At 66.8% G+C, this 26860-nt stretch carries 25 protein-coding genes; 14 read left to right on the forward strand and 11 right to left on the reverse strand.

Going from position 1 to position 26860, the window contains the following annotated elements; all coding sequences use genetic code 11:
• Positions 1-41 precede the first annotated feature (41 nt).
• Positions 42-2282, forward strand: coding sequence for a putative PEP-binding protein (locus PRN20_RS08075; protein ID WP_273956723.1), 2241 nt, complete (start codon positions 42-44; stop codon positions 2280-2282).
• A gap of 2 nt (positions 2283-2284) precedes the next feature.
• Here the strand turns inward: PRN20_RS08075 and PRN20_RS08080 are convergent, their stop codons facing one another.
• The 5 genes from PRN20_RS08080 to PRN20_RS08100 all read right to left on the reverse strand — a co-directional run bounded on the left by PRN20_RS08080 (position 2285) and on the right by PRN20_RS08100 (position 5307).
• Positions 2285-3073, reverse strand: coding sequence for a sulfite exporter TauE/SafE family protein (locus PRN20_RS08080; protein ID WP_273956724.1), 789 nt, complete (start codon positions 3071-3073; stop codon positions 2285-2287).
• An 89-nt stretch (positions 3074-3162) separates the two neighbouring features.
• Positions 3163-3483: a TIGR01244 family sulfur transferase gene (locus tag PRN20_RS08085; RefSeq protein ID WP_273956725.1), complete on the reverse strand. Its 321-nt coding sequence runs from the start codon at positions 3481-3483 to the stop codon at positions 3163-3165.
• 35 nt (positions 3484-3518) lie between these two features.
• Positions 3519-4421, reverse strand: coding sequence for an MBL fold metallo-hydrolase (locus PRN20_RS08090; RefSeq protein ID WP_273956726.1), 903 nt, complete (start codon positions 4419-4421; stop codon positions 3519-3521).
• 11 nt (positions 4422-4432) lie between these two features.
• Positions 4433-4879: a DUF6691 family protein gene (locus PRN20_RS08095; RefSeq protein WP_273956727.1), complete on the reverse strand. Its 447-nt coding sequence runs from the start codon at positions 4877-4879 to the stop codon at positions 4433-4435.
• Positions 4879-5307 carry a YeeE/YedE family protein gene (locus PRN20_RS08100; RefSeq protein WP_273956797.1) on the reverse strand — a complete coding sequence of 143 codons (429 nt, stop codon included), beginning with the start codon at positions 5305-5307 and terminating at the stop codon, positions 4879-4881. The genes PRN20_RS08095 and PRN20_RS08100 overlap by 1 nt, the downstream gene beginning before the upstream one ends.
• Positions 5308-5397: 90 nt before the next feature.
• Between PRN20_RS08100 and PRN20_RS08105 the strand changes: the two genes are divergently transcribed.
• Both PRN20_RS08105 and PRN20_RS08110 read left to right on the forward strand, forming a co-directional pair.
• Positions 5398-5733 carry an ArsR/SmtB family transcription factor gene (locus PRN20_RS08105; RefSeq protein ID WP_273956728.1) on the forward strand — a complete coding sequence of 112 codons (336 nt, stop codon included), beginning with the start codon at positions 5398-5400 and terminating at the stop codon, positions 5731-5733.
• Positions 5734-6125: 392 nt separating this feature from the next.
• On the forward strand, positions 6126-7163 hold the full coding sequence (locus PRN20_RS08110; protein WP_273956729.1) for a cell wall hydrolase: 1038 nt from the start codon (positions 6126-6128) through the stop codon (positions 7161-7163).
• A gap of 36 nt (positions 7164-7199) precedes the next feature.
• Here the strand turns inward: PRN20_RS08110 and PRN20_RS08115 are convergent, their stop codons facing one another.
• The 6 genes from PRN20_RS08115 to PRN20_RS08140 form a co-directional block, all read right to left on the reverse strand.
• Positions 7200-7802 carry an NAD(P)H-dependent oxidoreductase gene (locus PRN20_RS08115; protein ID WP_273956730.1) on the reverse strand — a complete coding sequence of 201 codons (603 nt, stop codon included), beginning with the start codon at positions 7800-7802 and terminating at the stop codon, positions 7200-7202.
• Positions 7799-9208, reverse strand: coding sequence for an FAD-binding oxidoreductase (locus PRN20_RS08120; RefSeq protein WP_273956731.1), 1410 nt, complete (start codon positions 9206-9208; stop codon positions 7799-7801). Before PRN20_RS08120 ends, PRN20_RS08115 begins: the two co-directional genes overlap by 4 nt.
• A gap of 3 nt (positions 9209-9211) precedes the next feature.
• Positions 9212-10528, reverse strand: coding sequence for a cytosine deaminase (locus PRN20_RS08125; RefSeq protein ID WP_273956732.1), 1317 nt, complete (start codon positions 10526-10528; stop codon positions 9212-9214).
• A gap of 177 nt (positions 10529-10705) precedes the next feature.
• Positions 10706-11578, reverse strand: coding sequence for an ABC transporter permease (locus PRN20_RS08130; protein WP_273956733.1), 873 nt, complete (start codon positions 11576-11578; stop codon positions 10706-10708).
• Positions 11578-12342: an ABC transporter ATP-binding protein gene (locus PRN20_RS08135; RefSeq protein ID WP_273956798.1), complete on the reverse strand. Its 765-nt coding sequence runs from the start codon at positions 12340-12342 to the stop codon at positions 11578-11580. The genes PRN20_RS08130 and PRN20_RS08135 overlap by 1 nt, the downstream gene beginning before the upstream one ends.
• A gap of 126 nt (positions 12343-12468) precedes the next feature.
• The gene (locus PRN20_RS08140) at positions 12469-13473 is read right to left on the reverse strand and encodes an ABC transporter substrate-binding protein (RefSeq protein WP_273956734.1); all 1005 of its coding nucleotides are present in this window, start codon (positions 13471-13473) and stop codon (positions 12469-12471) included.
• Between the two features lie 230 nt (positions 13474-13703).
• Here PRN20_RS08140 and PRN20_RS08145 point away from each other — a divergent pair, with 230 nt between their 5' ends.
• The 11 genes from PRN20_RS08145 (at position 13704) to PRN20_RS08195 (ending at position 26603) form a co-directional block, all read left to right on the forward strand.
• Positions 13704-14093 (forward strand): RidA family protein, encoded by a 390-nt coding sequence (locus PRN20_RS08145; protein ID WP_273956735.1) that lies wholly within the window; start codon positions 13704-13706, stop codon positions 14091-14093.
• 19 nt (positions 14094-14112) lie between these two features.
• Positions 14113-14904: a creatininase family protein gene (locus PRN20_RS08150; protein WP_273956736.1), complete on the forward strand. Its 792-nt coding sequence runs from the start codon at positions 14113-14115 to the stop codon at positions 14902-14904.
• A 46-nt stretch (positions 14905-14950) separates the two neighbouring features.
• On the forward strand, positions 14951-16504 hold the full coding sequence (locus PRN20_RS08155) for an aromatic amino acid lyase (RefSeq protein ID WP_273956737.1): 1554 nt from the start codon (positions 14951-14953) through the stop codon (positions 16502-16504).
• Positions 16505-16598: 94 nt separating this feature from the next.
• On the forward strand, positions 16599-17507 hold the full coding sequence (gene osmF, locus PRN20_RS08160; protein WP_273956738.1) for a glycine betaine ABC transporter substrate-binding protein OsmF: 909 nt from the start codon (positions 16599-16601) through the stop codon (positions 17505-17507).
• Between the two features lie 234 nt (positions 17508-17741).
• Positions 17742-18932 (forward strand): ABC transporter permease, encoded by a 1191-nt coding sequence (locus PRN20_RS08165; RefSeq protein ID WP_273956739.1) that lies wholly within the window; start codon positions 17742-17744, stop codon positions 18930-18932.
• Positions 18933-19040: 108 nt separating this feature from the next.
• Positions 19041-19979, forward strand: a complete 939-nt coding sequence (locus tag PRN20_RS08170) for an ABC transporter ATP-binding protein (protein ID WP_273956740.1) — start codon at positions 19041-19043, stop codon at positions 19977-19979.
• The gene (locus PRN20_RS08175; RefSeq protein ID WP_273956741.1) at positions 19976-20725 is read left to right on the forward strand and encodes an ABC transporter permease; all 750 of its coding nucleotides are present in this window, start codon (positions 19976-19978) and stop codon (positions 20723-20725) included. The genes PRN20_RS08170 and PRN20_RS08175 overlap by 4 nt, the downstream gene beginning before the upstream one ends.
• A gap of 9 nt (positions 20726-20734) precedes the next feature.
• The gene (locus PRN20_RS08180) at positions 20735-22078 is read left to right on the forward strand and encodes a dihydroorotase (RefSeq protein ID WP_273956742.1); all 1344 of its coding nucleotides are present in this window, start codon (positions 20735-20737) and stop codon (positions 22076-22078) included.
• 157 nt (positions 22079-22235) lie between these two features.
• Positions 22236-23477, forward strand: a complete 1242-nt coding sequence (locus PRN20_RS08185) for a Zn-dependent hydrolase (RefSeq protein WP_273956743.1) — start codon at positions 22236-22238, stop codon at positions 23475-23477.
• 162 nt (positions 23478-23639) lie between these two features.
• Positions 23640-24767, forward strand: coding sequence for a DUF917 domain-containing protein (locus PRN20_RS08190; RefSeq protein ID WP_273956744.1), 1128 nt, complete (start codon positions 23640-23642; stop codon positions 24765-24767).
• A gap of 171 nt (positions 24768-24938) precedes the next feature.
• Positions 24939-26603 (forward strand): urocanate hydratase, encoded by a 1665-nt coding sequence (locus PRN20_RS08195; protein ID WP_273956745.1) that lies wholly within the window; start codon positions 24939-24941, stop codon positions 26601-26603.
• Positions 26604-26860: the final 257 nt, after the last annotated feature.

Here is a 26860-nt window from a genome sequence, read left to right on the forward strand (position 1 = left end):
ATTCGTAAATCTGGTCGGAAGGTGTCCCGGTGACGCTGGCTATGGAAATGTTCGCAATCGCGCCGGCTACCGGCAAGGCGAACCTTTCGGCTACCCAGGATGCGCTGCTCGTCGGCAAGGCGCTGTGGCTGAGCCGGGCAGCGGAGGCCGGCCTGACCGTTGCGCCAACGATTGCCATCAGCCGGGCGGCGTGGAACGCGCTGCAGGAAGAGCGCAAGGCCGATGACGACCGGCTGCGCATCCACTGGGTGGCAACGCTCTTCCGGCTTGTTGGTCGCGATGGCCGCCCGCCGCAGCTCGTGGTTCGTACCTCCAGTGCCAAGCACAGCGCCGGCCTGATGCCGGCCCGGCCGGGATTGAGCCCGCCGGCCAGCGAGTCGGAATCGGTCGATCCGGCCAAGCCGCTCGCGCGGGCCATCGCCGACGCCTTCGCCTCCTACGCTGCCTTCGATCCACGCCCAGAGCGGCAGATCGTGATCGTCCAGGCCATGGCGGATGGCGATATCCGGCAGTTCCTGACTCGCGACCCCCAGACCGGCGTGATCGGACCGGCGCAGGTGAATGGGGGGCCGTTTGGCCCGCTGCCCGATAGCGCCGGGTCCTTCGTCGAGATCCTCGACGCCGCAGCGGGCCAGCACCTCGTCTGTACGGTGTCCATCGAGGGCGAAACGGTTCGGCTGCTATCGGCGCGGGCGACCCCCGCCTCGGCAGCCGCAGAGCTCGAGGCGGCGGTCGACCGCGTCAACCACAAGCACTGGACGCAGCGCGAGGCGGTGACCCATATCGAGCCGGCCCGGCTGCAGCAGATGCTGCACCCGCGGCTCCGTTCCCCGGAATCCGCCACCATCCTCGCGACCGGGCTGGGCGTCTCGCCGGGCGCGGCGAGCGGCGTCATCGTCTTCAGCTCCGAGGATGCGGCGCGCATGAAGGCGCGCGGCCGCCATTGCATCCTCGTCGTCACCGAGACCGGCCCGACCGATATCGAGGGCATGAAGGCCGCGACGGGCATTCTTACGGCGCGCGGCGGCATGACTTCGCACGCCGGCGTCGTCGCCCGCATCACCGGCAAGCCCTGCGTGGCCGGCGTCAGGACATTGAGCGTCAATCAGGCCGAACTGACCTGCAAGATCGGCAAGCGCGAGTTCCGCCAGGGCGATCGCATCACCATCGATGGCACCGACGGCTCGGTCTATCTCGGAGCGCTGCCACTGGCCCAGCCGCATATCGGCGGGGCGATGAGCAAGCTGCTCGGCTGGTCCGACGCCTCGCGCCGGGTGAAGGTGCGGGCCAATGCCGAGACGGTCGAGGCGGTGAACACGGCGCTGAGCTTCGGCGCCGAGGGTATCGGGCTTGCGCGATCCGAGCACATGTTCTTCTCACGCGAGCGCCTCGTGGCGCTGCGTCGGCTGATCCTCTCCGAAGATGCCGACGACCGCGCCAAGGCGCTGACCGGCCTCGTCGACTTCCAGACGGTCGACTATTCCCAGATATTCACCGCCATGAAGGGCCTGCCGGTAACGGTGCGCCTGTTCGATCCGCCGCTCCACGAGTTCCTGCCGCGGACCGACGAGGACATCGAGGAGACGGCGCAGTCGCTCGGGCTTGAGGTCCGGGCCCTGAGGCTGCGGCTCGACCGGATCGCCGAGATCAACCCCATGCTGGGCCACCGGGGCGTGCGGCTCGCCATCACTTATCCCGAAATCCTCAAGATGCAGATCGAGGCACTTTGCGCCGGCGTGCGCGAGGCTTCGACGCGGCAGTCGGAGCCCGTGACGCTGGAAGTCATGGTGCCCTTCGTCTCCACCGTCTCGGAGGTGGTCGAGATCAAGCGGCAGACCTATGCCATCGTCGAGCAGGCCAAGCTCCCGCCCGCAGCGCGCGAACGCTTCAGCTTCGGGACCATGATCGAGCTACCGCGTGCGGCGCTGAGGGCAGGGGACATTGCCGAGCATGTCGACTTCTTCTCGTTCGGCACGAACGACCTGACGCAGACGACCTACGGCATCTCCCGCGACGACGCGCCGGCGTTCCTTTCGGCATACCAGCGCAAGGGGCTCTACGACTTCGATCCGTTCGTGACGCTCGACCAGAAGGGCGTCGGCGAAATGATCGCCATGGCGATCGATCGCGGCAAGCGCGCCAACCCGAGCCTCAAGATCGGCATCTGCGGCGAGCATGCGGGCGATCCGGAGTCGCTCTCCTTCTTCGCCCGGCTCGCCATCGACTACGTAAGCTGCAGCCCCTACCGGGTGCCGGTGGCGCGGCTGACGCTCGCCCAGTAGCGCTAGGCCATGAGCTCCAGCGCCGAGCGTGCTGCCATGTAGATGGCGACCACGATGACCAGCGCGGCAAATGCCGAGTTGAGTGCGCCCTTGCGTGCCGCGAGCTTGCCGGCGACCCACGTGCCGGCATAGCCCCCGACGATCCCGCCGGCGACGAACAGCGCCGCGAGCGTCCAGTCGACCAGGCCCGACATCGCGTAGCTTATTGCCGTCGTGAGTCCAAAGGCGGTGACGGCAACGAGCGAAGAGCCGATGGCGTTCAGCATCGGCATGCCGGTCGAGGCGACGAGGCCCGGGACGATCAGGAAGCCGCCGCCGATGCCGAAGAAGCCGGACAGCGCGCCGGTTGCGCCGCCATAGCCGAGGACGCGCGGCGCCTTCTCGCGGTTGCACACCACATTCGGCGTGCCGGGATTGCGACGAGCCCGGAACATCAGGACACCGACGACGACCATGAGCGCAGCGAACAGCAACAGCAGCAGGTTGCCGTTCATTGCCTTCCCGGCGACTGAACCGAGCGCTGCGCCGGCAACACCCGCTACCGTGTAGAGAAGCGCGCAGCGCCAGATGACGTTGCCGCGCCGCGCGTGCGCGATGAGGTTCGAGGCGGCGTTGGCGGCCACCGCGACCGCGCTGGTGCCGATCGCGACGTGCGGAAGCGGCACGCCGACGAGGTAGACCATCAGCGGCACCGCGAGGATCGAGCCGCCTCCGCCGAACAGCCCGAGGGTGAAGCCGACGAGGCTGCCCGACGCGGCGCCGAGTAGGTACTGGATTGTGTCGAGCAACATCGTGGCTCCTGCTTTTGGGTAAAGGTTGGCCGTCCCGCCTCAGGGCGAGGCGGGTCCGGCAGGATTGACGGTCGGGATGGGGTCAGGTGCTAGAGCAGGGCCTGGTAGAGGCTGCCCGCCCGGCCGCCGGAGCGGCAGTAGCCGAGGATCGGCCCTTCGATCTCGGCGAGGGCCTGCTGCATGCGGATCAGCTGGCCCTCGCCCAGCATTCCGGAAACCGGGATGTGGATGGCCTTGAGGCCAGCAGCGGCGGCGGCGGCGGCGATGTCGGCGAAGCTCGGCTGGCCGGCGTCCTCGCCGTCCGGGCGGGCACAGATGATGCCCCTGTAGCCGGCGTCCGCCAGCCCAGCCACGTCTTCGGGCCTGATCTGCGGGGCGATGGAGAAACGGTCGTCGATCTTGTTGATCATGTTGGATACTCACTCAACTGGGATAGCGGGATTGGTCAGAGGCCGTTGATCGGCACTTTGAGGTAGCGGCGGCCGTCGTCTTCCTCTTCAGGGAGTTGCCCGGCGCGCATGTTGACCTGCAGCGACGGAATGATGAGCCGCGGCATGGCGAGGGTGGCGTCCCGCTCCTGGCGCATCTGGACGAAGGCATCCTCGGCGGTGCTGCCACCGACATGGATGTTGTGCGCTCGCTCGTCGGCGACCGTGGTCTCCCAGCGGATTTCGCGGCCGTTCGGGCCGTAGTCGTGACACATGAAGAGCCGCATCTCACCCGGCAGGCTGAGAACCCGCTGGATCGAGCGATAGAGCGTGCGGGCATCTCCACCGGGGAAGTCGGCACGGGCGGAGCCGCCGTCGGGCATGAACAGGGTGTCGCCGACGAAGGCGGCATTGCCGATCACATGCACCATGTCCGCCGGGGTGTGGCCGGGAGTGAACAGCACATGAGCGACGAGGTTGCCGATGCGGTAGCTGTCGCCGTCGACGAACAGGCGGTCGAACTGCGAGCCGTCGCGACGGAACTCGGTGCCTTCGTTGAACACCTTTCCGAACGTGTCCTGCACGGTCCGGATCTGTTCGCCGATGCCGAGCTTCCCGCCGAGCTTGCCCTGGATGTAAGGGGCTGCGGACAGGTGGTCGGCATGCACATGCGTCTCGATCAGCCACTCGAGCGTCCAGCCGTTGTCGCGGATATGCGCGACGATCTGGTCGGCGCTCTCGTAGGAGATGCGTCCGGCGGCATAGTCGAAGTCGAGTACGGAATCGATGACTGCGCAGGCGCTCGAGTCCGGGTCCTTGACCACGTAGCTGATCGTGTTGGTGGCCGGGTCGAAGAACGGGACAACCAGTGGCTGCACGGTCAGGTCCGGCGTGAATGGAATGTGCTGGTTGGTACTCATGACAGTTCCTTTCAGTTGGTCTGGGGCTGGGGCGGCGCACGACGCGCCGCATTCCGAAGCTGATGGGTGACGAGCATCGCTGTCGCCATCGCAAGGACGAACAGCAGGGCGGCCGGTTCTCCCAGCCCAAGCATCGGGATGGCGCCGCCGGGACAGAAGCCCGCGATGCCCCAGCCGATGCCGAACAGGGCCGACCCGCCGATCAGGGCCGGGTCGAGGTCGCGCCGCGTCGGCAGGTGGAAGCCGCTGTCGAACCGCGGTGCCGGTCGGCGCAGGACCAGCCGGTAGCCGATCATGGTCACGGTCAGCGCCGATGCCATGACCAGGAGGAGGCTTGGATCCCATGTGCCGAACACGTCGAAGAAGTTCAGCACCTTGGCCGGGTTGCCCATGCCGGAGATCGCGATACCCGCGCCGAACACCAGTCCGGCGAGGCCGGCAGAGATGACCGCGCGCATCACGCGACACCCAGAACGTGGCGGACGACGAACACGGTGGCGCCCGAGAAGGCCATGAACACCACTGTCGCGGCGATCGAGCGCGGCGACAGGCGGGCGATCCCGCATACGCCGTGGCCGCTCGTGCAGCCGCCGCCATAGGTGACGCCGACGCCGACCAGCAGTCCGCTGAGGATCACCGCCCAGGCGGGCAGGTCGCTCGCGAAGGGGACGGGCGCTCCGAGCGCCAGCCACATCAGGGCAGGGGCGAGGATGGCGCCGGCGAGGAAGGCGAGGCGCCAGCCACGACCGCCTGCACCCGGCAGCATCGCGCCGCTGAGAATACCGGTGAGGCCGGCGATGCGACCGTTGAAAGCCATCAGCGCGACGGCGGAGGCTCCGATCAGCGCGCCGCCAAGAATGGCAGGGATGGGGGTGAATTCTGTTATCATCGATACAAGGGTCCGGTCTTTGGAGTCGAAGGCTTGCGGCCGGCCCGGCTACAAACACGTTGCATTAGCTAATTAGAATGTTCTAATATGTCAAGCATGGACATCACCAGGCTACAACCCCGGGCCGAGGAAGCCGCGCAATTGCTGGCGGCCATGGCCAACCCGAAGCGTTTGCTGATCCTGTGCAACCTGCTCGATCGCGAGCGGACAGTGAGCGAACTCGCAGCGATCGTCGACCTGGAGCAATCGCCGCTGTCGCAGCACCTGGCAAGGCTGCGGGCCATGGGGCTGGTGCACGCCCGCCGTAACGGGCAGTCCGTCCACTACAGCCTCGCATCGGCCGAGGTCACCGAACTGCTCGAAACGCTCTACCGCATCTATTGCGAGCCCGAGGAGCGGGCACGGGCCAGCGAGCAGGGCTAGCGTTGGCTGGATCGGCCTGGCCCCGCTCGCGCGGGCCGTCTTCCCGGACTTGCGCAGGTTAGCCGCAGCCGCGGACGGTCGCGCGGCAGCGTGTCGCGACCGATGTCCGGCATGGTTAACGAGGCGTTTAGGCTAAGTTCAAGCCCCGCAACACCTAATCCGGAAACGCCCGTCCAGCCGCCCCATTTCGCCCAGACATCGCCCCCTCGCGGCCACGTCCAGCCCCATCTGACGCCAGATTCCACCTGTTTTACGGAAGGGTAACCCTAAACCCGCATTATCTCGACGGCCGGCATTTGCGTCACAGTTTATCTGAAATGCCGGAGCGTCGTGTTAGTTGCGTACCGAGTGGATAGTAAAGCGTTCTGATGGCCCACTACCGGACCACCCCCTTGCGCCGGACTCGCGATGAGTTCGCCGTACTCAAGGCCGGCGCAGGTTTTGCGCTTGCCGCTTTCGCCATCGCCGGGCTTACCGGCGCGGCTCACGCACCCGACATGGGGTCGCGTGAAGCCTATCAAGCCAGCATCAACAAGCCGACGCTCACCCGCGCCGGCAGCGACCTGATCATCACCGGTTCGATCGACAACATCTTTCTGTCCGACAGCTTCGTAGGCTCGAACCGGGCCCTGAAGCAGGATCGTGCACGCCCCGAGGTCGCCCTCGAGGACGTGACGCGCGATTTCGACGGCATCCGCGCCAGGATCGCGGGCCTCAGGGCCTCCCAGGGCCTCCAGGATGCCGTCCAGACGGCAGTTGCGAACGACAAGGCTACTGAAGCGACGGTGCAGAAGACCTTTCTGGCCGAGACCACGACGCCGGCGGCCACGCCGGTGAGCGTTGCTTTGGTCGACCCAGGCCTGAAGTCGTCGGCGCTCGACGCCATCGCCGGTGCAACGGGCGGCAGTGCCGTACCGACGCCCAAGGAGATGTCGCAGAAGCTCGCCTATGCGCGCGCCGACCTGCCGGTCACGACTCCGGATGCCGCCATCGTCGACAAGAAGGGCAAGAAGGTCTCCGACAAGGAGCTCTGGTGCATGGCGACTGCCATCTACTTCGAGGCGCGCGGCGAAAGCTATCGCGGCCAGGTCGCGGTGGGACAGGTCGTCATGAACCGCGTCTCCCACAAGCTCTACCCCGACAGCATCTGCGGCGTGGTGTTCCAGAACCAGAGCAAGCGCAACGCCTGCCAGTTCTCGTTCGCATGCGACGGGATCCCCGAGAAGATCACTGAGAAGAAGGCCTGGGCCCAGGCCCAGGAGATCGCCAAGGAAGTCGTCTCGGGCCAGGAATACCTGAGCGATGTGGGCTACTCGACCCACTACCACGCGACCTATGTCTACCCGCACTGGGCTCCGCGCATGAAAAAGAACGTGAAGATCGGCACGCACGTCTTCTACCAGTTCAAGCGCGGCTGGAAGTTCGGCTAACTCTACCAAACGGCCCCTTCGGGGGCCGTTTTCGTATCAGAACGTCGCCATCTTGCGTTTCACCCTGTCGATGAACGCCTTCAGCCCTGCCTCGGTCTGGTTGTTCATGTCGTAGAGCGCCAGGTAGGTCGGGGGCATCAGGGTGCCGAAGGTGGCCCAGGCCCAGCGCATGGCGAGGCGGCGCGGCGGGTCGCCCATGATCATGGTGCGGAAGCGGTCGCCGCCATAGGTGGTGACGTAGGCGACCTTCTTGATGTTCTTCATGCCCGGGACGAGCTTGCCCTTGTCGGGCGCGTCGCCGCCTTCGAGGACGAAGGAGACGCCGGGCAGGAAGATGCGGTCGAAGAAACCCTTGAGGATCGCCGGGTAGCCGTAGTTCCACACCGGGTGGACGAAGACGATCTTCTCGCAGGCGCGCAGCCGGTCGACATAGGGCTTGGTCAGCGCCGTGAGGTTGCCCGGCACGTCGTGATACTCGAGCCGCTCGGCCCGGCTCATCGCCGCCTGGAACTCCTCCTCGTAGAGGTTGAGCGCATCGACCTCGTCGCCCTTGGCCCTCAGGGCCTCGCAGACCGCGTGGAACAGCGCGCGGTTGTAGCTGGTTTCGACCGGGTGGGCGTGGACGACGAGGACCTTCATTCGGCAGCGCCACCCAGCGTGTAGAGGCCGGTGAACAGCCAGGTGCGGCCGGACTCGAAGTCGAAATCCGGATCGTCCCAGGCGATCATCTTGCCGGGGTTGAGGATGCCCTTGGGGTCGGCCTCCTTCTTGAAGGCGAGCTGCGCCCGGTCGGTCCGCTTCATGCCGCCTTCCTCGAGGGTGTAGCGGTGCGGGTTGAAGACGAGGCAGCCATTCTCCTCGTGCAGCCGGATGATCTCCTCGAGGCGTTCCTCGGAGGTGTAGCGGACGATCGGCAGGCCCGAGAACACCACGCGGCCGTCGAAGCGGGTCATCTCGATATGCATCGGCAGCTCGTCGCCGAAGGTGTCGACCGCCCACTTCACATGCGCGAGGTCGGGGTACTGGGTTTGCAGGTACGTGATGGTCGGGTCGATCTTCAGGCCGCGCAGCGTAGTGTGGTTCCAGGCGAGCTCGTAGATCGGCGGGAGCTTCGCCTTTTCCTCGGGCGTCAGCGTGTCGGCGCGATAGAGCAGATCTCCCTCGTGGAAGGCGACGAAATCGACCAGTGCCGGCACCGCGGCAGGAGCCGCCATCAGCAACACGACCGACTGCTCGCGGTTGCGGATATAGGGGCGGTGGCGGTTGAAATAGTCGTGCGCCACAGGAGCCGCGACCGGCGAGATCTCCTTGCAGAGCAGGCCATCCTGCAGCGCCACCTGTTCGGCGAAGGCGCAGGCATCGATGATGGAATCGAAGCCGACCATCATGTCGACCCAATCGTAATGCGCGGTGAGCGGCATCTCGGCCTCGACGATGATGCCGTTGGTGCCGTAGGCGTGCGCCACCTTGAGGATGTCGGGACCGCGGAGGTCGAGGACGCGCGGCTCGGCCTCGCAGGTGACCACCTTGAGCCCGAGGATGTTGCCGAAATTGCGCAACCCGCCCCAGCGGATCGAACCGACGCCGCCCGAGCCGCCGGCGATGAAGCCGCCGAGCGAGGCCATGCGATAGGTCGAGGGGTGGAAGCGGAGCTCGCCGTTGACGGCGTGGATGGTCTGCTCGTCGAGTTGCTCGAGGATGACACCGGCTTCGGCGCGCACCCGGTCCTGCTCGATCTTGATCACCTTGTTGAGGTTCATCAGGTCGAGCATCGCGCCGCCGGAGAGCGGCATGGCCTGGCCGTAATTGCCGGTGCCGGCGCCGCGCGGGGTGACGGGCACATCGTACTTGAAGGCCTCGCGCAGCACGGTGACGACCTCGTCGACCGAGCGCGGCGAGACCACGATCTCGGCGGTCACGCCTTCGAGCTGCTGCTTCAGGCGCGGCGAGTACCAGTAATGGTCGCGGCTCTTCTGCTGCACGATGCGCGGATTGTCCTGCACCGGAATATCGCCGAGCGCGGCACGGAATTGGGCGATATCCATCTGTTACTCCATCAGGTCGTCGAGTTCGCGATAATCGGGGAGGCTCGTGTCGATTGCCTTGCCGGCGCGAAGCACGATGCGGTCATGTTGCGGACGGGCGTTGAGCTCGGTCCAGCTGCGGGCGCGGAAGAGCACGAGATCGGCGGGCGCGCCGACTTCGATCACCGCCTTGTAGGCGAAACCGGCATGTTCGGCGGGAGCCGAGCCGACGGCGCGGACCCAGTCCCAGGCCTGGTCCTGCGGGTGGTCGAACTGCAGGATACGGGCGCCCTCGCGCAGCACCTCGACGCCGTCGAGATCGCCATAGGCGTAGAACGGATCGCGGGTGTTGTCCGAGGCGATGGCGACGACCGCGCCGGCCGCCTTGAACTCGTTGAGCAGGGTCGCGCCGCGGCGGATCGGGGTGCGGACGGTGCCGTTCCCGTTCACCCGGTCCTGCAGGTAGATGTTGCACATCGGCAGCGAGACGATGGCGATGCCGGCCTCGACTGCCTTGTCGATGGTGGTCCGCTGGGTGCGCTCGTCCTGGACGGTTAGGACGCAGCAATGGCCGGCCATCACCTTGCCGGTAAAGCCGGTTTCGAGCACCGCCTCGGCGAGGTGCAGCAACGCGCTGGCGCTGGGATCGCCGGTTTCGTCGGTGTGGAGATCGAGGTCGAGGCCGAGCTCGCCGGCCTTCTCGACGACGCGCAGCATCGCCTCCTTGGAGCGGGCATATTCGGCGACCGAACCGCCGAGGATGCCGCCGGAGGCTTTGACCTGCTGCGCCACGGCGTCGAGTTCGGCGGGGTTCACCAAGGTGTCCGGGCCGACAATGGAGACGGCCTGCAATTCGATGCGGCCGGCCCACTTGTCGCGCATCTGTTCGAACAGCGCCCAGCTGATCTCGTGCTGCGGCGGGGCGCTGTCGAGATGGGTGCGGATGGCGGCGGTGCCGTGCGCATAGGCGCAGCGCAGCGCGAAATCGAAGCGGCGCTCGACGTCGGCGGCCGCCCAGTTGCGCTCGCGATCGGCGCCGACGGCGAGCAGCGCGCCGAGCCAGGTGCCGTCCGGGTTCTCCTTGCGCGGCCAGATATGGCCCTTGTCGAGATGCGTGTGGATATCGACGAAGGCGGGGAGGATCAGGCCGGCGTCGAGGTCATGGCTTGGGCCGGTGACCGGGGCCGAGCCAGCGGGGCGGATCGCGGCGATGCGGCCGTCGGTGATCTCGAGGTCGAGGGATTCGATGGCGCCGCTGCCGACCTTGCCGCGCGCCGCGCTCGGGATGCGGGCGTTGCGGAGGGTGACGGTGCCGGTGGAGAGGGCGGGGGTGCCGTGCATTAGGCTTCCCAAGGGCTGCTGCGCACTGGACCTCTCATCCGGCGCTGCGCGCCACCTTCTCCCCGACGGGGAGAAGAACAGAGCGCCGACTGCGCAGTCGGTGTTCCTCTCCCCGTCGGGGAGAGGGTGGATCGGCCGAAGGCCGAGACGGGTGAGGGGTGAGCCACCGACGCCAACCTAATTCTCCCGCTTCACGGCGCTCTCGTGCCAGCGGTGCAGGGACAGCCAGGCGATAAGCGAGGTGAGGCCGAAGATGGCGACGCCGGTGCCCGTCAGGAGGATCAGCGCTGCGAACAGCCGGGGGATGTTGAGCCGGTACTGCGACTCGAGCAGGCGGAAGGCGAGGCCGGAACCCTGACCGGCAGTGCCGGCCGCGAATTCGGCGACCACTGCCGCAATCAGCGCGAGGCCGCCGGCGATGCGGAGGCCGGCCATGAAGTAGGGCAGGGACGCGGGCAGCTTGAGGTAGATCAGCGTCTGCCAGCGCGAGGCGCCGTAGAGGTCGTAGAGGTTGAGCAGGTTGTGGTCGACGCTCTTCAGGCCCGTGACCATGTTGGAAAGGATCGGGAAGAACGCCACGAGGAAGGCGATGATCAGCAGCACCGTCTGGGTTTCGGGCACATAGATCAGCAGCAGCGGCGCGATGGCGATGACCGGGGTCACCTGCAGGATCACCGCGAACGGGAACAGCGCCAGCTCGACCCATTTGCTCTGGACGAGGATGATCGCCATGGCGACGCCCCCGATCAGCGCGAGGATCAGCGCCGTGAAGGTGATCCTGAGCGTCACCAGCAGCGAGGGCGCGAGCGTCGGCCAGTCGTTGATCAGCGACGTCACCACATCGCCCGGGGTGGGCAGGATGTATTTCGGGATGCCGTTGAGCACCACGGTGAGGTGCCAGGCGATCACCGCCAGCACCAGCATGGCGACCGGCACGACGATGCGCAGCACCTTCTCGGTGTTCGAGGTGCGCGGACGGAGGATCGCGACGGCGCTGTCGGTGCCGGCTTCGTCTTCGGCGTTGGGGGCAGTCTGCACGACGTTGCTCATCAATGCGTCCCCCCGCCGGCGTGGATGGCTTCATGCAGCGCGTGCGACACCTCGTGGGTGGTGGCGCGATATTCTTCGGAGGTGCGGTATTCGGCGTTGCGCTCACCGCTGGTCTTGAGCGGCAGGTCGGCGAACACCTGGCCCGGGCGGGCCTTCATCACCACGATGCGATTGCTGAGATAGGCGCTCTCGAACACCGAGTGGGTGACGAAGATCACGGTGACGCCGGACTGCTTCCAGAGGCGCAGCACGTCGTCGTTGAGCTTCTGCCGGGTGATCTCGTCGAGTGCCGCGAACGGCTCATCCATCAAGAGCAGCTTGGGCTTGGTGACCAGCGCGCGGGCGATCGAGACGCGCATCTTCATGCCGCCCGACAGTTCGCGCGGATAGGCATCGGCGAAATCGGCGAGGCCGACCGAGGCCAGCGTCTCCATGATGCGGGCGCGGGCGGCGGCCTTGCTCACGCGCTGCAGGCGGAGCGGCAGGTAGACGTTACCGAACACCGTCTGCCACGGCATCAGCGTCGGTTCCTGAAACACGAAGCCGACATCGCCCTCGGGCAGGCCCCGCGAATTGATCTTGGAGGAGGGCCAGTCGATGCTGCCCGAACTGGCGCCGCCGAGGCCGGCAATGATCCGGAGCGCCGTGGACTTTCCGCAGCCAGATGGGCCGAGCAGGCTCAGGAACTCGCCGCGCTGGACGTCGAGCGACATGTCCTTGAGCGCCAGCGTGCCATTGGAGAAGACTTTCGAGACGTTGCGCATGGAGACGACGGTCTGCGCCGATGTCGTTGCGGTCCCCGGCTCGGCGAGGGAGAGATCAGTCAAGTGCGTTAGCCCACGTTAGGGTCGAACGGCGCGGGCGGGATTGCCCGCGCCGAGTTGGTATTCTTACTGCACGAGCTCCTTGCCAAGGCCCTGGCAGACGAGTTCAGTGGTAAATGCCTGCGTGTAGTCGATGCCGTCCTCGAACACTCCGACGGCCTTCATCTGCTCGTAGAAGCTCTTCCAGCGCGCATCGGTCATGCAGCCGATGCCATTGGCCTCGGCGTCGCCGGAAACGACGATGCCGTATTCCTTCATCTTGGCGAGGCCATACGCGAGCTGACCGTCGGTCATCTCGGGATTGTCCTTCTTGATCAGCTCGTTGGCGGCAGCGTTGTCGCCGTACAGGTAGTTGTACCAGCCGATGATGGTGGCTTCGACGAAGCGCTTGGCCACGTCCTTGTTGGCGTCGTACCAGGGCTTCATCGTCTCGATGGTGGTCGAGTACGGCTCGAAGCCGTTGTCGGCGAGCAGGAACACCTGCGGCGCCCAGCCGGCCTGCTTCTCGATCTCGTACGGCTCGGAAGTCAGGTAGCCCTGCTGGATCGCCATCTTGTCGGCGATGAACGGCGCCGGGTTGAAGGTGTAGGGCTCGAACTTCTCATCGACGAAGCCGGTGTAGGCGGACTTCATCCAGCTGAAGTACGAGATGAAGCCGTCCTTGGAGAGAATGTACTTCGAGGCACCGGCGAGGTCGGCGAAGGTCTTGAAGCCCGCATCCGGATGAGCCAGCAGCACCTGCGGGTCCTTCTGGAAGATCGAGGCGATGGTGAGGGTCGGGATGCCTTCCTTGACCGCGTCGATAGCAGTGGTCGGGCCACCCATGTAGAAGTTGATCTGCCCGCCGATCAGCAGCGAGCGATTGGCGCCCTGCGGGCCACCCTGGCGGATGGTGACGTCGAGATTGTACTTGGCATAGGTGCCGTCTGCGACGGCCTGATAGTAGCCGCCGTGCTCTGCCTGCGCGAGCCAGTTGGTGCCGAAGCTCACCTTGTCCTGGGCATAGGCGCCCGAAATGCCCACCGCCAGCGCTACCAGGCCGGCAGAAGCGAGCTTGCTCAGATGGTCCATCGTGTAGTCTCCCTGTTAAAGACTCCGCCGGGCTTGTCCCCCGCCCGTCGGATAGGCAAACTTGGGTGCCAGGTGGCACGGAGGGGCATTCATTCCGCGCCCCGCCGGAAAAGAAAAGCCCAAATATACGCCATTTCCGCAACTGCTGCCGGAATAGGCAGCGCGGATTGGTTTGGGGCTATCTTTGACGACCGTTTGACGTTTAGGTGAGCATACACATAGGGGGTCCTGTGCATAAGCCGCTTTCGCCCGACAGCATCCACCCGCCTTTTGCCCCCTATAGCCCCGGGGTCGAGGTCAATTCGCGCTCGCGCCTCGTCTTCGTTTCGGGCCAGCTCGGGATCGCCAAGGACGGCACGATCCCACCCGATTGCGAGGGGCAGGCCCGACTCGCCTTCGAAAACATCGCGGCGATTCTCGCCGAGGCCGAGATGGCCCTGAAGGACATCGTCCGCATCAACGCCTTCGTCACTGGCCGTGAACACCTCCAGCCCTACATGCAGGTGCGCAACGGCCTGTTCGGCGACCCGCTTCCCGCTTCGACGCTGATGATCGTCGCCGGTTTCGCCCGGCCGGAATTCGTCGTCGAGATCGAGGCCGTGGCCGCCACGCCCGGCTGAACTGCTATCGGACCGACACATGACCTACCGCAAGATCTGGTGGAACGACTTCTCCGCCCTCGACTTCCACGGGCTCGACCCGATGAAGACCATCGCCGTCTTCCCGGTGGCCGCCATCGAGCAGCACGGCCCGCATCTGCCGGTCGGCACTGACACGATCATCAACCAGGGCCATCTTGACCTCCTGGTGGAGCGGGTCCCGGAGGACCTCGATATCCGCATCCTGCCGGTGCAGGCGGTGGGCAAGTCCAACGAGCACATCTGGCAGAAGGGGACGATCAGCGGTACGGCGACCAACCTGATCGAAGCCTGGACGCAGATCGGGCTCGAGATCGCCCGCACGGGCATCCGCAAGGTGGTGTTCGTCAACAGCCACGGCGGCAACGTCTCGATGCTCGACATCGTGGCGCGCGAACTGCGGGTGGAGTCCGGCATGCTCGCGGTGAAGGCGGGCTGGAGCCATTTCTGGCCCAAGGACATCTACTCCGAGGTCGAGAACCGCTACGGCATCCACGGCGGCGACAGCGAGACCTCGCTGGTGATGCACTTCAGGCCGGAACTCGTGCAGCTCGACCGCCTGCAGGACTTCCCCTCGGTCGCCCAGCGCGACGAGCAGCAGTACAAGTACATGCGCCCCACCGGCATGCTGAGCTACGCCTGGATCGCCAGCGACATCCACCCCAAGGGGGCCGCGGGCGAGGCGAGCAAGGCGACGGCAGACAAGGGCCGCATCACGGTCGAGGCCGCCGTCGACGGCTTCATCGAACTGCTGCGGGAAGTGGAAAGCTATCCGGTTCCGGACACGGCCTGAGGCCGCCCCCATTGCAGCGCGCCGCAACTGCCGGTAATTCCGGCAGATGCAGCCCGTTCACGCCACCTCGCACTCCCTCACTCTCGACGGCACGCCGCTCACCTTCCGTCACCTGGCCCAGATCGGGCAGCGCGCCACTTCGCTGACTCCCGATGCCGCCGCCATGGCGCGCGTGGATGCGGCCCGCAAGGTGCTGGACGACAAGATCGCCCGGGGTGAGCCGGTCTATGGGGCCACCACAGGCGTCGGCGCGATGAAGGACGTCGAGTGGACGCCCGAGCAGCTCGAGGCGTTCAACATGGGCCTCGTACGGGCCCACCATTTCGGTACCGGCTCGCCGTTCCCCAGCTCGATCGTGCGCGCCGCCATGGCCATTCGCGTCAACACCGCGCTGACCGGCCGCGTCGGCTGCTCGCGCGGGCTCGTCAACGCCTATCTCGATCTGCTCGCCAATGACGTGGTGCCGGTGGTGCGCCGCACCGGATCGATCGGCACCGCCGACATTGGTCTTATGGGCCAGATCGGGGCCGTACTGACCGGGGTGGGTGAGGCTGTCTACCAGAACCGCCGCATGTCGGCGGAAGCGGCGCTCGCTGAAGCCGGCCTCCAGCCTTGCCGGATGGCCCCGCGCGACAGCCTGGCGTCGATCAGCGTCAATGCCGTCGGCTTTGCCGCGGCGGCCGAGGCGACCCGCTCGGCAGCCTCGGCCGTGCGCATGCTGCTGGCGACCAGCCTCACGACGGCCGGCGCGCTGGGCGCCTCGCGCGATCCGTGGAAGGCCGTGGCGCATGTCGGAACGGAGCGTGAGGCCGAGATCGGCGGTTGGCTCTACCGCAACGCCATGGGCTGGGACTGGCCCAACGCCACGCATATCCAGGACCCGCTGAGCCTGCGCATGATGCCCCAGGTCTTCGGCTCGACCTTCGATGCGTTGCTCATTGTCGGGAGGACGATCCTCGCGGCGACCGGCCGCACCGACGACAATCCGGTCGTGGTGGACGGGCAGGTGCTGACCTCGGGCGGCTCGCTGCCGCTGGACGTGACGATCTATCTGCAGATGGCACAATTGGCGCTGGCTCACGCGGCGCGCAACTCGTTCAACCGCTGTGTGCTGCTGAGCAACGGGGCGCGCCGCGACCTGCCGATCAACCTCGTGCCGCGCGGCGCCATCGCCACCGGCTTCGGGCCGATCATCAAGCTGGCAGGTGAGCTTTTCGCCCGGGTGCTGTCCATGTCCACGCCGGTCTCGGCGCAAGCCATGGTGGTTGCTGCCGGCCTCGAGGACGAAGCGGCGTTCCTGCCGCTCGTGGTCGAGCGCTTCGAACGCCAGGTGCGCGCGTTGCGCCGCCTCGCCGCGCTGGAAGGTCTACTCTCCGCCCAGGCCATGGATATCCATGGCGACCGGCCGACCGGGGTCCCGGCCCTGATCTATGAGAAGGTCCGGCGGCACGCGGCCTATTATGAGGTGGATCGGCCGCTGTCGGCGGAGGTCGAGATCATCGAAAGCGATCTGGGTTCCGAGGCAAGCCTGTCGGAACTGATTTCGCTCGCTCCCATTGCTGGCTTGGACGAGTTTTTCGCGCTGGGTCCGGTGGCGTAGCATGGCGGAGTATGACTTTTGTCGGGTCTCCGTATAGGTTTGCCTCCAACTCCGGGCCAGGGATCACGCAGGGCCGGACAACAAGGAGACCATCATGCTTTCCAAGAAACTGCTCGGTGCCGTAGCGGCACTGGCCTTCACGGTGACTGCAGCCAATGCGCAGGTCGTCGTCTCCTCCAAGATCGATACCGAGGGTGGCCTGCTCGGTAACATCATCAGCCAGGTCCTGCAGGCCAACGGCGTGCCGGTGACCGAGAAGATCCAGCTCGGCGGCACGCCCGTCGTGCGCCAGGCGATCACCGCCGGCGAGATCGACATCTATCCCGAGTACACCGGCAACGCCGCGTTCTTCTTCAACAAGGCCGACGACCCGCTCTGGAACGATGCGACCAAAGCCTATGAAGAGGCCAAGAAGCTCGACCTCGAAGCCAACAAGATCGTCTGGCTGTCGCCGGCTCCGGCCAACAACACCTGGGCCGTGGCGCTCCGCAAGGACGTCGCCGAGCCCAACAAGCTCGTGACCTTCTCCGACTTCGGCAAGTGGGTCGCCGGTGGCGGCAACGTGAAGCTTGCCGCTTCGGCCGAGTTCGTCTCCTCGCCGGCCGCGCTGCCCAAGTTCCAGGAAGTCTATGGCTTCACGCTGAAGCCCGACCAGCTGGTAACGCTCTCGGGTGGTGATACCGCAGCGACCATCGCGGCAGCGGCGCAGCAGACAAATGGTGTAAACGCAGCAATGGTCTACGGCACGGACGGCGGCATTGCGCCGTCGGGCCTCGTGGTGCTGCAGGACGACAAGGGCGTGCAGCCGGTCTACGAGCCCGCTCCGATCATCCGCGAGGAAGTGCTCAAGGCCAATCCGCAGATCGAAGAGCTTCTGAAGCCGGTGTTCGCCAAGCTCGACCTGACGACGCTGCAGGAGCTCAATGGCCGCATCCAGGTCGGCGGCGAAGCCGCCAAGGACGTCGCCATCGACTGGCTGAAGACCAACGGCTTCCTGAAGTAAGCTTCGACAGGCGCATGCATTTTGGGGGTGGGCAGGACGACTGCCCACCCCTAGTGTTTTGGGTATGCTTGGGTTCTGCAAAATGATGCCGGGAGACCCCTCACCCGTCTCGGCCTTCGGCCGATCCACCCTCTCCCCGACGGGGAGAGGAACAGTGGTGATCACCGATGCTGCGGAATTCTTCTCCCCGTCGGGGAGAAGGTGGCGCATAGCGCCGGATGAGGGGTGCGGGCATTGAGTTCGATTGCCATCACCGATCGCCATCCGACGTTCGCCATCGACAAGCTCGGCGTGCTGATCGCCGTGCTTGCGGCGGTTGCCTCGTTCCTGCCGTTCGCGGCCTTCCGCGCCAACCGGATCGTGCTGGGTGAAGCCAAGGGCATCTTTGCTGCGCTGCCCGAGTGGGAAGCAGCGGTGCTCGCCGTGGTACTGGCCGCGGGGATTGGCATCGCCCTGTTCAGGACGCCAACCGTCTGGCGGCTGGCGACCAGCCTGATCGTGCTGGCGCTGCTGTTCATCGCCATTGGCCACGCCGGCACCTTCCTCACACCGCCCGGCGACAGGATTGCCCGCGTATCGCCCGGCGCCGGCTTCTGGTTGCTGATCTTCGCCTTCGCGCTGCTGGCCGCCGACGCCATCGCGCGGCTGAAGCTGAAGCCGTGGACACGGCTCGGCGTGCTCGGTGTCGTCGCAGTGTTCTTCGCGGTGCTGCTTGGCTCTGGAACACTCAACGACCTCTCGATCCTGCGCGAGTACTTCAACCGCGGCGAGACCTTCTGGCGCGAGGCGCAGACGCATCTGGCGCTGGCTCTCGGCTCGCTCGCGGCAGCTACCGTCGTGGGCATCCCGCTGGGAGTACTGTGCCACCGCAACAGCCGATTGCGTGTGCCCGTGCTGAACGTGCTGAACGCGGTGCAGACCATCCCCTCGATCGCGCTTTTCGGCCTGCTCATCGCGCCACTCGCCTGGGTGGCCGCCAATGTGCCGGGGGCATCGGCGGTGGGCATATCCGGCATCGGTGCGGCGCCGGCCATGGTGGCGCTCTTTGCCTATTCGCTGCTGCCGGTCGTGGCCAACACCGTGGTCGGTCTCGAGGGCGTGCCCTACGCCGCCGATGACGCGGCCAAGGGCATGGGCATGACCGACTGGCAGCGGCTGGTGACGGTGCAGTTCCCGCTGGCCTTCCCGGTGATCCTCACCGGCATCCGGATTGTGCTGGTGCAGAACATCGGCCTCGCCACCATCGCCGCGCTGATCGGCGGCGGCGGCTTCGGCGTGTTCGTATTCCAGGGCGTCGGGCAGACGGCGATGGACCTGGTGTTGCTGGGCGCCGTGCCGACCGTGGCGCTGGCCTTCGCTGCGGCCGTAGTGCTCGATGCAATCGTGGAAATGGTCAGCCCGAGAGGGGTGGAACGTGAGGACTGAGCGCACCACCCCTCATCCGGCGCTGCGCGCCACCTTCTCCCCGACGGGGAGAAGAACAGGGCGCCGACTGCGCCCCCGTGAGAGGTTGAGCCCCGGAGGAACCGGCAAGTGATCGAGATCGACGCCTTGACCAAGGACTATCTCGAGCTGACGGTCGTCGATCACGTGAGCCTCACCGTTGCGGACGGCGAGATCGCGGTGATCGTCGGGACCTCCGGATCGGGCAAGACGACGCTGCTGCGAATGATCAACCGGCTGATCGAGCCGACCTCGGGGACGGTGAAGATCGACGGGCAGGATACGCGCGCCGTGCCGGCCTTCGAACTGCGGCGCCGGATCGGCTACGCCATCCAGGGGCATGGGCTGTTTCCACATCGGACGGTGGGGCAGAACATCGCCACGGTGCCGACGCTGCTCGGCTGGGACAAGCAGAAGATCGCGGCACGGGTGGATGAGCTTCTGAGCTTGTTCCAGCTCGAGCCCGCGGAATTTCGCGACCGCCTGCCGAGCGAACTGTCGGGCGGCCAGCAGCAGCGCGTCGGCGTGGCGCGGGCGCTGGCGGCGGAGCCCAGGCTCCTGCTGATGGACGAGCCGTTCGGCGCGCTCGATCCGATCATCCGCGCCAAGGCGCAATCGGACCTGCTCGCCATCCAGAAGCGCTTCGGCACGACCATCGTGCTGGTGACGCACGACATGGAGGAGGCGATCCACCTCGGGTCGCGGATCGCCGTGATGGACAAGGGCAAGCTCCTGCAATACGCGCCGCCCGCCGAGATCATCGCCCGGCCGGCGACGCCGTTCGTCGCCGAGCTGATCGGGACCGGCGAGCGGCCGTTCCGGCTGCTGTCGCTGGGCAAGGTCCGCGACCTCGTCGAGCCCGGCCCGGCGCAGGGCGAGCCGATCTCCGCCGATGCCTCGCTGCGCGACGCCTATGCCGAGTGCCTGTGGAGCGGCCGCGAGGTGCTGCCGGTGATCGACGCCGACGGGAAGATCATCGGCCGTATCCGACGCGACGACATCGCCCGCCGGGCCGAGCGCCCGCAATGAAGCCCGGGCTGATCATCCGGCTGGTTATTCTCGCGCTGCTGGTGGCGTTCATCGTCACGCCGGAGAGTTTTGCCTGGGTGTTCCAGCCGCTGACCAAGAACGGCCAGCCCGCGATCTACACGCAGAACTCGCTGATGAACCTGACGCTCAGCCACCTGACCATCGTCGCCATCGCGACGATTGCCTCGACGCTCTTGGCGGTGGGGCTGGCGATCCTCGTGACGCGGCCGTTCGGGGCGGAGTTCCTGCCGTTGAGCCGGTCGCTCGCCAATATCGGCCAGACCTTCCCGCCGGTGGCGGTGCTGGCGCTGGCGGTGCCGGTGCTGGGCTTCGGCACGGCACCGACGCTGGTGGCGCTGTTTCTCTACGGCCTGCTGCCGATCTTCGAGAATGCGCTGACCGGGCTGACGACGCTGCCGCCGACGGTGACCGAGGCGGCGCGCGGGGTGGGGATGACCGACCGGCAGCGCCTGCTCGGGGTGGAACTGCCGCTGGCGACGCCGGTGATCCTCGCCGGCATCCGGCTCTCGGTGGTGATCTCGGTGGCGACGGCGACCATCGGCTCGACCGTGGCCGCGAGCACGCTGGGTGAGGTGATCATCGCCGGCCTGCTCAGCAACAACATTGCCTTCATCGCGCAGGGCGGACTGGTGGTCGGCGTGATGGCGGTTCTGATCTATGATGCGCTTTCGGCGCTCGAGCGGGTGCTGATGGCCCGCACCGGCCAGCGCCGGCTGCAGTCCTAGGAGCCTGGTATGTCCGATTTCGATCTCGTCGTTGCCGGCACGGTGGTGCTCCCCTCGATGGTCATCGAGGGAGGCTATGTCGCCGTGCGGGATGGCAAGGTGGTGCACGTGGGCGAGGGGATGGCCCCGCATGCGCATGAGCGGCACGATTTCGGCAAAGGCCTCGTGCTCCCCGGCGCGATCGATGCTCAGGTTCACTCGCTGAGCCAGCGGAACCAGGAGGATTTTATCTGGTCGACCCGCTCGGCGGCGGCTGGTGGGGTGACGACGATCGTCGATATGCCCTACGACGAGGGCAACCTCGTCTGCTCGGCCGAGGCGGTGCGGATCAAGGTGGAGCACGCCGAACCGCAGGCGCGGGTGGATTTCGCGCTGTACGGCACGATCAACCCCGAGGACGGGGCGAGCCGCATTGCCGAGCAGGCGGAGGCGGGGGTCGCGGCGTTCAAGTTCTCGACGTTCGGGACGGACCCGGTGCGCTTTCCGCGGATTTCGCCGCCGCTGCTGGCCGAGGCGTTTGCCGAGGTGGCGAAGACCGGGCTGACGGCGGGGGTGCACAACGAGGACGACGAGAGCGTCCGCGCCGCGATGGCGCGGGTGAAGGCATTGGGGATCACCGACTGGCGGGCGCATGGCCTGAGCCGGCCGCCGCTGACCGAATTGCTGGCGACGCTGCAGGTCTATGAGACAGGGGCGCAGACCGGGTGCGACGCGCATGTGGTGCACTGCTCGCTGAGCCGGGGCTACGACATCGCAGCGGACTATCGCGCGCGCGGGTTCGGGGCGACCATCGAATGCTGCATCCACTATTTGACGCTGGACGAGGAGAACGATGTCCGCCGGCTGGGCGGCAAGGCCAAGATCAACCCGCCGATCCGGCCGCGCGCCGAGGTGGAGGCGCTGTGGCGGCAGGTGGCGGCGGGCAACGTGACGCTGGTGTCGACTGACCACGTCAGCTGGTCGGAGGACCGGAAGACCAACCCGGACATGCTGGCGAACGCGTCGGGCGTGCCGGGGTTGGAGGCGATGGTGCCGCTGTTCGTGAAGGGCGCGCTGGAGCGCGGCGTGTCACTGACCTGGGCGGCGAAGCTGATGGCGGCGAACCCGGCGAAGCACTTCCGGCTCGGCACCAAGGGGGCGCTGGAGGCGGGCAAGGACGCCGACATCACGGTGCTGGTGGACCGGCCGGTGGTCTATGACGCGGCGCGCTCGGGGCACAATGTGGTGGGGTGGAGCCCGTACAACGGCATCGTGCTGCCGTGGACGGTGGCGGGGACCTGGCTGCGGGGGCGGCAGGTGTTTGATGGGGTGGATGTGGCTGAACCGGGGGTAGGGCGGTGGGTGCGGCCGTGAACGCGCTGACTGAGAGAGACGGCCCCCTCCCGGCCTCCCCCATGAAGGGGGAGGTGAAGAGCCGAGGCTGTGGCTTGATGGTGCCAGACGCCGGATGCGGCACCTCCCCCCTTGTGGGGGAGGATGGGAGGGGGTCGTCTCTATCGGCGTGCCACCCATGACCCGCAATCTCCCGACCCAGGAAGCCCGCATCGCCGAGGACATCACGTCCCTCGCCGAGATCACCGATCCCGATCGACCCTTCACGCGGCGGGCCTTCACGCCGATCTTCCTCAAGGGGCGCGAATGGCTCAGGCGCCGGTTCGAGGCGGCGGGGCTGGAGACGCGCATTGATGCGTCGGGCAATCTCATTGGGACGCGGCCGGGAAAGTCGCCCGGGCGCGGCACCATCATGCTGGGTTCGCACTCCGACACGGTGCCGGATGGCGGGCGGTTCGATGGGATTGCCGGGGTGTCGGCGGCGCTGGAGGTGGCGCGGGCGCTGCGGGACCAGAAGGTCGAGCTCGAGCATGATCTGGAGATCGTCGACTTCCTCGCCGAGGAGGTTTCGATCTTCGGCGTCTCCTGCGTTGGCAGCCGAGGCATGGCCGGGGTGCGGCCGACCGAGTGGCTGGAACGCGAGGCGGAGGGGCTGGCGCTGCGGGACGGTATCCGCGAGGTCGGTGGGCATCCGGGGGTCACCGAGATCCGCAACGACATCAAGGCCTTCCTCGAGCTCCACATCGAGCAGGGCCCGGTACTCGAGGATGGTGGGCTCGATGTCGGCGTGGTGACGGCGATCGCTGGGATCACGCGGATCGAGGTCGTGGTCGACGGGCGGGCCGACCATGCCGGGACAACCCCAATGGGCTCGCGGCAGGACGCGCTCACCGCTGCGGCGCGGCTCGTGCTGGGCATCGAGATGCTGGGCACAGAGCTCGCCGGCGGCGACTTCCACTTCGCTGCGACGGTGGGCGAATTCTCGATCGAGCCGGGGGCAGCCAACGTGGTGCCATCGCGGGCGCGATTGCTCATCGATGCGCGGGCCGAACGGCGCGAGGACATGGAGACCTTCGTGGCCGAACTGGCGGCGCTGGTCGAGGGCGTGAGTGCCGAGACGGGGGTGGCGATAGAGCCGCCATTGACCATTTCCGACAATTTGCCAACGCCTTGCGACCCGTTCGTGCTTGATACGCTGGACGCGGCAGCCGTGGCCGTGGGGGCGCGCCATCGCCGCATGGCCTCGGGCGCCGGGCACGACACGGCCTGGATGGCGCGGGTGACCAAGGCAGCGATGATCTTCATCCCCTGCCTCGGCGGCCGCAGCCACACGCCGGAAGAATATGCCGAAACGGCCGACGTGGCGCTGGGCGCCGCGGTGCTGCTGGAGGCGGTGAAGCGGTTGGACAGGGAATTGTAGTGCCCGCCACCCCTCATCCGGCGCTTCGCGCCACCTTCTCCCCGACGGGGAGAAGAATAGGGCGCCGACTGCGCAGTCGGTGTTCCTCTCCCCGTCGGGGAGAGGGTGGATCGGCCGAAGGCCGAGACGGGTGAGGGGATTAGCCCCGACAGGAGTAGTGCTTTGGGTCGCGTACTGACCGAGAAGGATGTGGAAGCCGCGGTGAAGGGCGGCTCCGTTTATGCCGCGGGTGGCGGGGGCTGGGCCGATCATGGCCGGATGCTTGGGCTTGCGGCGGTGAGCATCGGCAAGCCCGAACTGGTGGACATCGAGGAACTGGACCCGCACGATTGGGTGGCGACTGCTGCCGCGATCGGCGCGCCGGCTTCGACCACGCCTTGGGAGATGCGCGGCGTCGACTACGTCAAGGCGGTGAAGCTGCTGGAGAAGGCGCTGGGCGACAAGATCAGCGGCCTGATGATCGGGCAGAACGGCAAGAGCTCAACGCTCAATGCCTGGCTGCCGAGCGCCATCCTCGGCACCAAGGTGGTGGACGCGGTGGGCGACATCCGCGCGCACCCGACCGGCGACATGGGCTCGATCGGCATGGCCGGCAGCCCCAAGAAGATGATCCAGACCGCCGTGGGCGGCAACCGCGACGAGAACCGCTACATCGAGCTGGTGGTGAAGGGCGCGACGGCGAAGATCTCCCCGATCCTCCGCACGGCCGCGGACATGTCGGGCGGCTTCATCGCCTCGTGCCGCAACCCGCTGCGCGCCAAATATGTGCAGCGCAATGCGGCGCTCGGCGGCATTTCGCTGGCGCTGAGCCTGGGCGAGGCGATCATCGCGGCGGAGAAGCAGGGCGGCTCGGCGGTGATCGACGCCATCGTCAAGGCGACGGGCGGCACGATCCTGGTGAAGGGCTCGGTGACGAAGAAGGACTTGGTCTACACCAAGGAGGCCTTCGATATCGGCCGGTTCGTGCTGGGCGAGGGCGACAAGGCCGTCACCATCCACACCATGAACGAGTACATGGCGATCGACGATGCCGGCGGCAACCGGCTCGCGACTTTCCCCGACGTGATCGCGACGCTGGATGCGGCGGGGCAGCCGCTGAGCGCCGGGCAGCTGCGCGAAGGGATGTTCGTGTTCGTGCTGCACGTGCCCAAGAAGGTGATCCCGCTGTCGTCGTCGGTGATCGATCCGGCGGTGTACCCGCCGGTCGAGAAGGCGATGGGGATCGAGCTGGCGAAGTACGCGCTCGAAGGCGTGAAGCGGAAGAAGAAGGCTCGGAAGGGCTGGGGTTAGGCAAGCCAAACTGAAGCAGACGGCCCCCTCCCGGCCTCCCCCATAAAGGGGGAGGTGAAGAGTGGAGGCTCTGTCTTCGATCATGCCTCACACTGGATGCGGCACCTCCCCCTTTATGGGGGAGGATGGGAGGGGGTCGTCTCGGCTAGCAGGGTGCGCTAGAACGACCGCATGCCAAAACCCAATCCCCGCCATCCGAATTTCCCCATTCCGTCCGGTCCGACCCTGCGTGCCAAAGGCTGGCGGCAGGAGGCACTCCTGCGGCTGCTCGAGAACGTGCTCGCCGTGGGCGAGGACCCCGAGAAGCTGATCGTCTATGCCGCGCTGGGGAAGGCGGCGCGGAACTGGGCGGCGCATAAGCAGATCGTCGCGGCGCTGACGACGATGGATGAGGATCAGACGCTGGTCATCCAGTCGGGCAAGCCGATCGGGCTGTTCAAGACCCATGCGCAGGCGCCGCTGGTGATCATGGCCAATTGCAACATCGTGGGGCAGTGGGCCAAGGCCGAGGTGTTCTACGAGCTCGAGAAGAAGGGGCTGATCGCCTGGGGCGGGCTGACCGCGGGGGCGTGGCAGTATATCGGCAGCCAGGGGGTGATCCAGGGCACCTACGAGATCTTCATGCGTATCGCCGAGAAGCGCTTCGGCGGCTCGCTGGCGGGGCGGTTCATCCTCACCGCCGGGATGGGCGGCATGGGCGGGGCGCAGCCGCTGGCCGGGCGGATGGCCGGGGCGGCGATCCTCGATGTCGATGTCGACCCGGTGCGGGCCGAGCGGCGCAAGGAGATCGGCTATCTCGAGGAGATCGCGCCCGACCTCGATACCGCGCTGGCGATGATCGACGCGGCGGTGAAGGAGAAGCGGGCGCTGTCGGTGGGGCTGGTGGCCAATGCGGCCGAGGTCTATCCGGAGATTTTGCGGCGGGGGATCATTCCCGACATCGTCACCGACCAGACCAGCGCGCATGACCTCGTCTATGGCTACGTGCCCAAGGGCATGAGCCTCGATGAGGTGCGGCGGTTGCGGGTGGACGGGCAGGGCCAGCTGATGGCGGCGAGCCGGGCGTCGATTGCCGATCATGTGCGGGCGATGCTGGGGTTCCAGCAGGCGGGCGCTGAAGTGTTCGACAATGGCAATTTGATCCGCACCCAGGCGAAGCAGGCCGGGGTGGAGAACGCGTTCGACATTCCGATCTTCACCGAGGCCTATCTGCGGCCGCTGTTCGCGCGGGCCATCGGGCCGTTCCGCTGGATGGCGCTATCGGGCGAAGCGTCGGACATCGCGCGGATCGACGAGCTGGTGCTGGAGATGTTCCCCGACAACCGGATCGTCACCAACTGGATCCGGCTGGCGCGGCAGTACGTGCCGTTCGAGGGGTTGCCGGCGCGCATCGCGTGGCTCGGGCATGGCGAGCGCACGGCGCTGGCGCTGCGGGTGAACGAGCTGGTGCGGAACGGCGAGTTGCAGGGGCCGGTGGCGTTCTCCAGGGATCACCTCGACGCCGGGGCGATGGCGCATCCCAACATCATGACCGAGAACATGAAGGACGGTTCGGACGCGATCGCCGACTGGCCGCTGCTCGATGCCATGCTGCTGACGGCGTCGATGGCGGACCTGGTGGTGATCCACTCGGGCGGCGGCGGGTATGCGGGGTACATGACGTCAGCAGGCGTGACGCTGGTGGCGGATGGCACGGAGGCGGGGGACGAGCGGCTGTCGCATGCGCTGACCAACGACACCGGGCTTGGCGTGATGCGATACGCCGATGCGGGGTATGAGGACGCGGTGGATGAGGCGGCGGTGAAGGGGATCGGGTGGTTTGATTTGCGGGGCTAGCGCCTCTTTCCTTCTCCCCTCAGGGGAGAAGGTGGCGCGCAGCGCCGGATGAGGGGTGAGGTGGTCTCGACATGCTGAATGAACCAGCATGTCGAGAGGCTGCACCCCTCACCCTAGCTCCGCTAGGTCGCTGCGCTCCCAAGCTGCGCTTGCCCTCTCCCCTGAGGGGCGAGGGGGCTGAGCACCCGGCTAGTTCTTCGCCGCCCCGGTCTTCGCGGCCTTTGCGGGGCCAGCGCCTCTTTCCTTCTCCCCTTAGG

This window comes from Devosia sp. ZB163 (assembly GCF_028613635.1).
Taxonomy (GTDB): Bacteria; Pseudomonadota; Alphaproteobacteria; order Rhizobiales; family Devosiaceae; genus Devosia_A.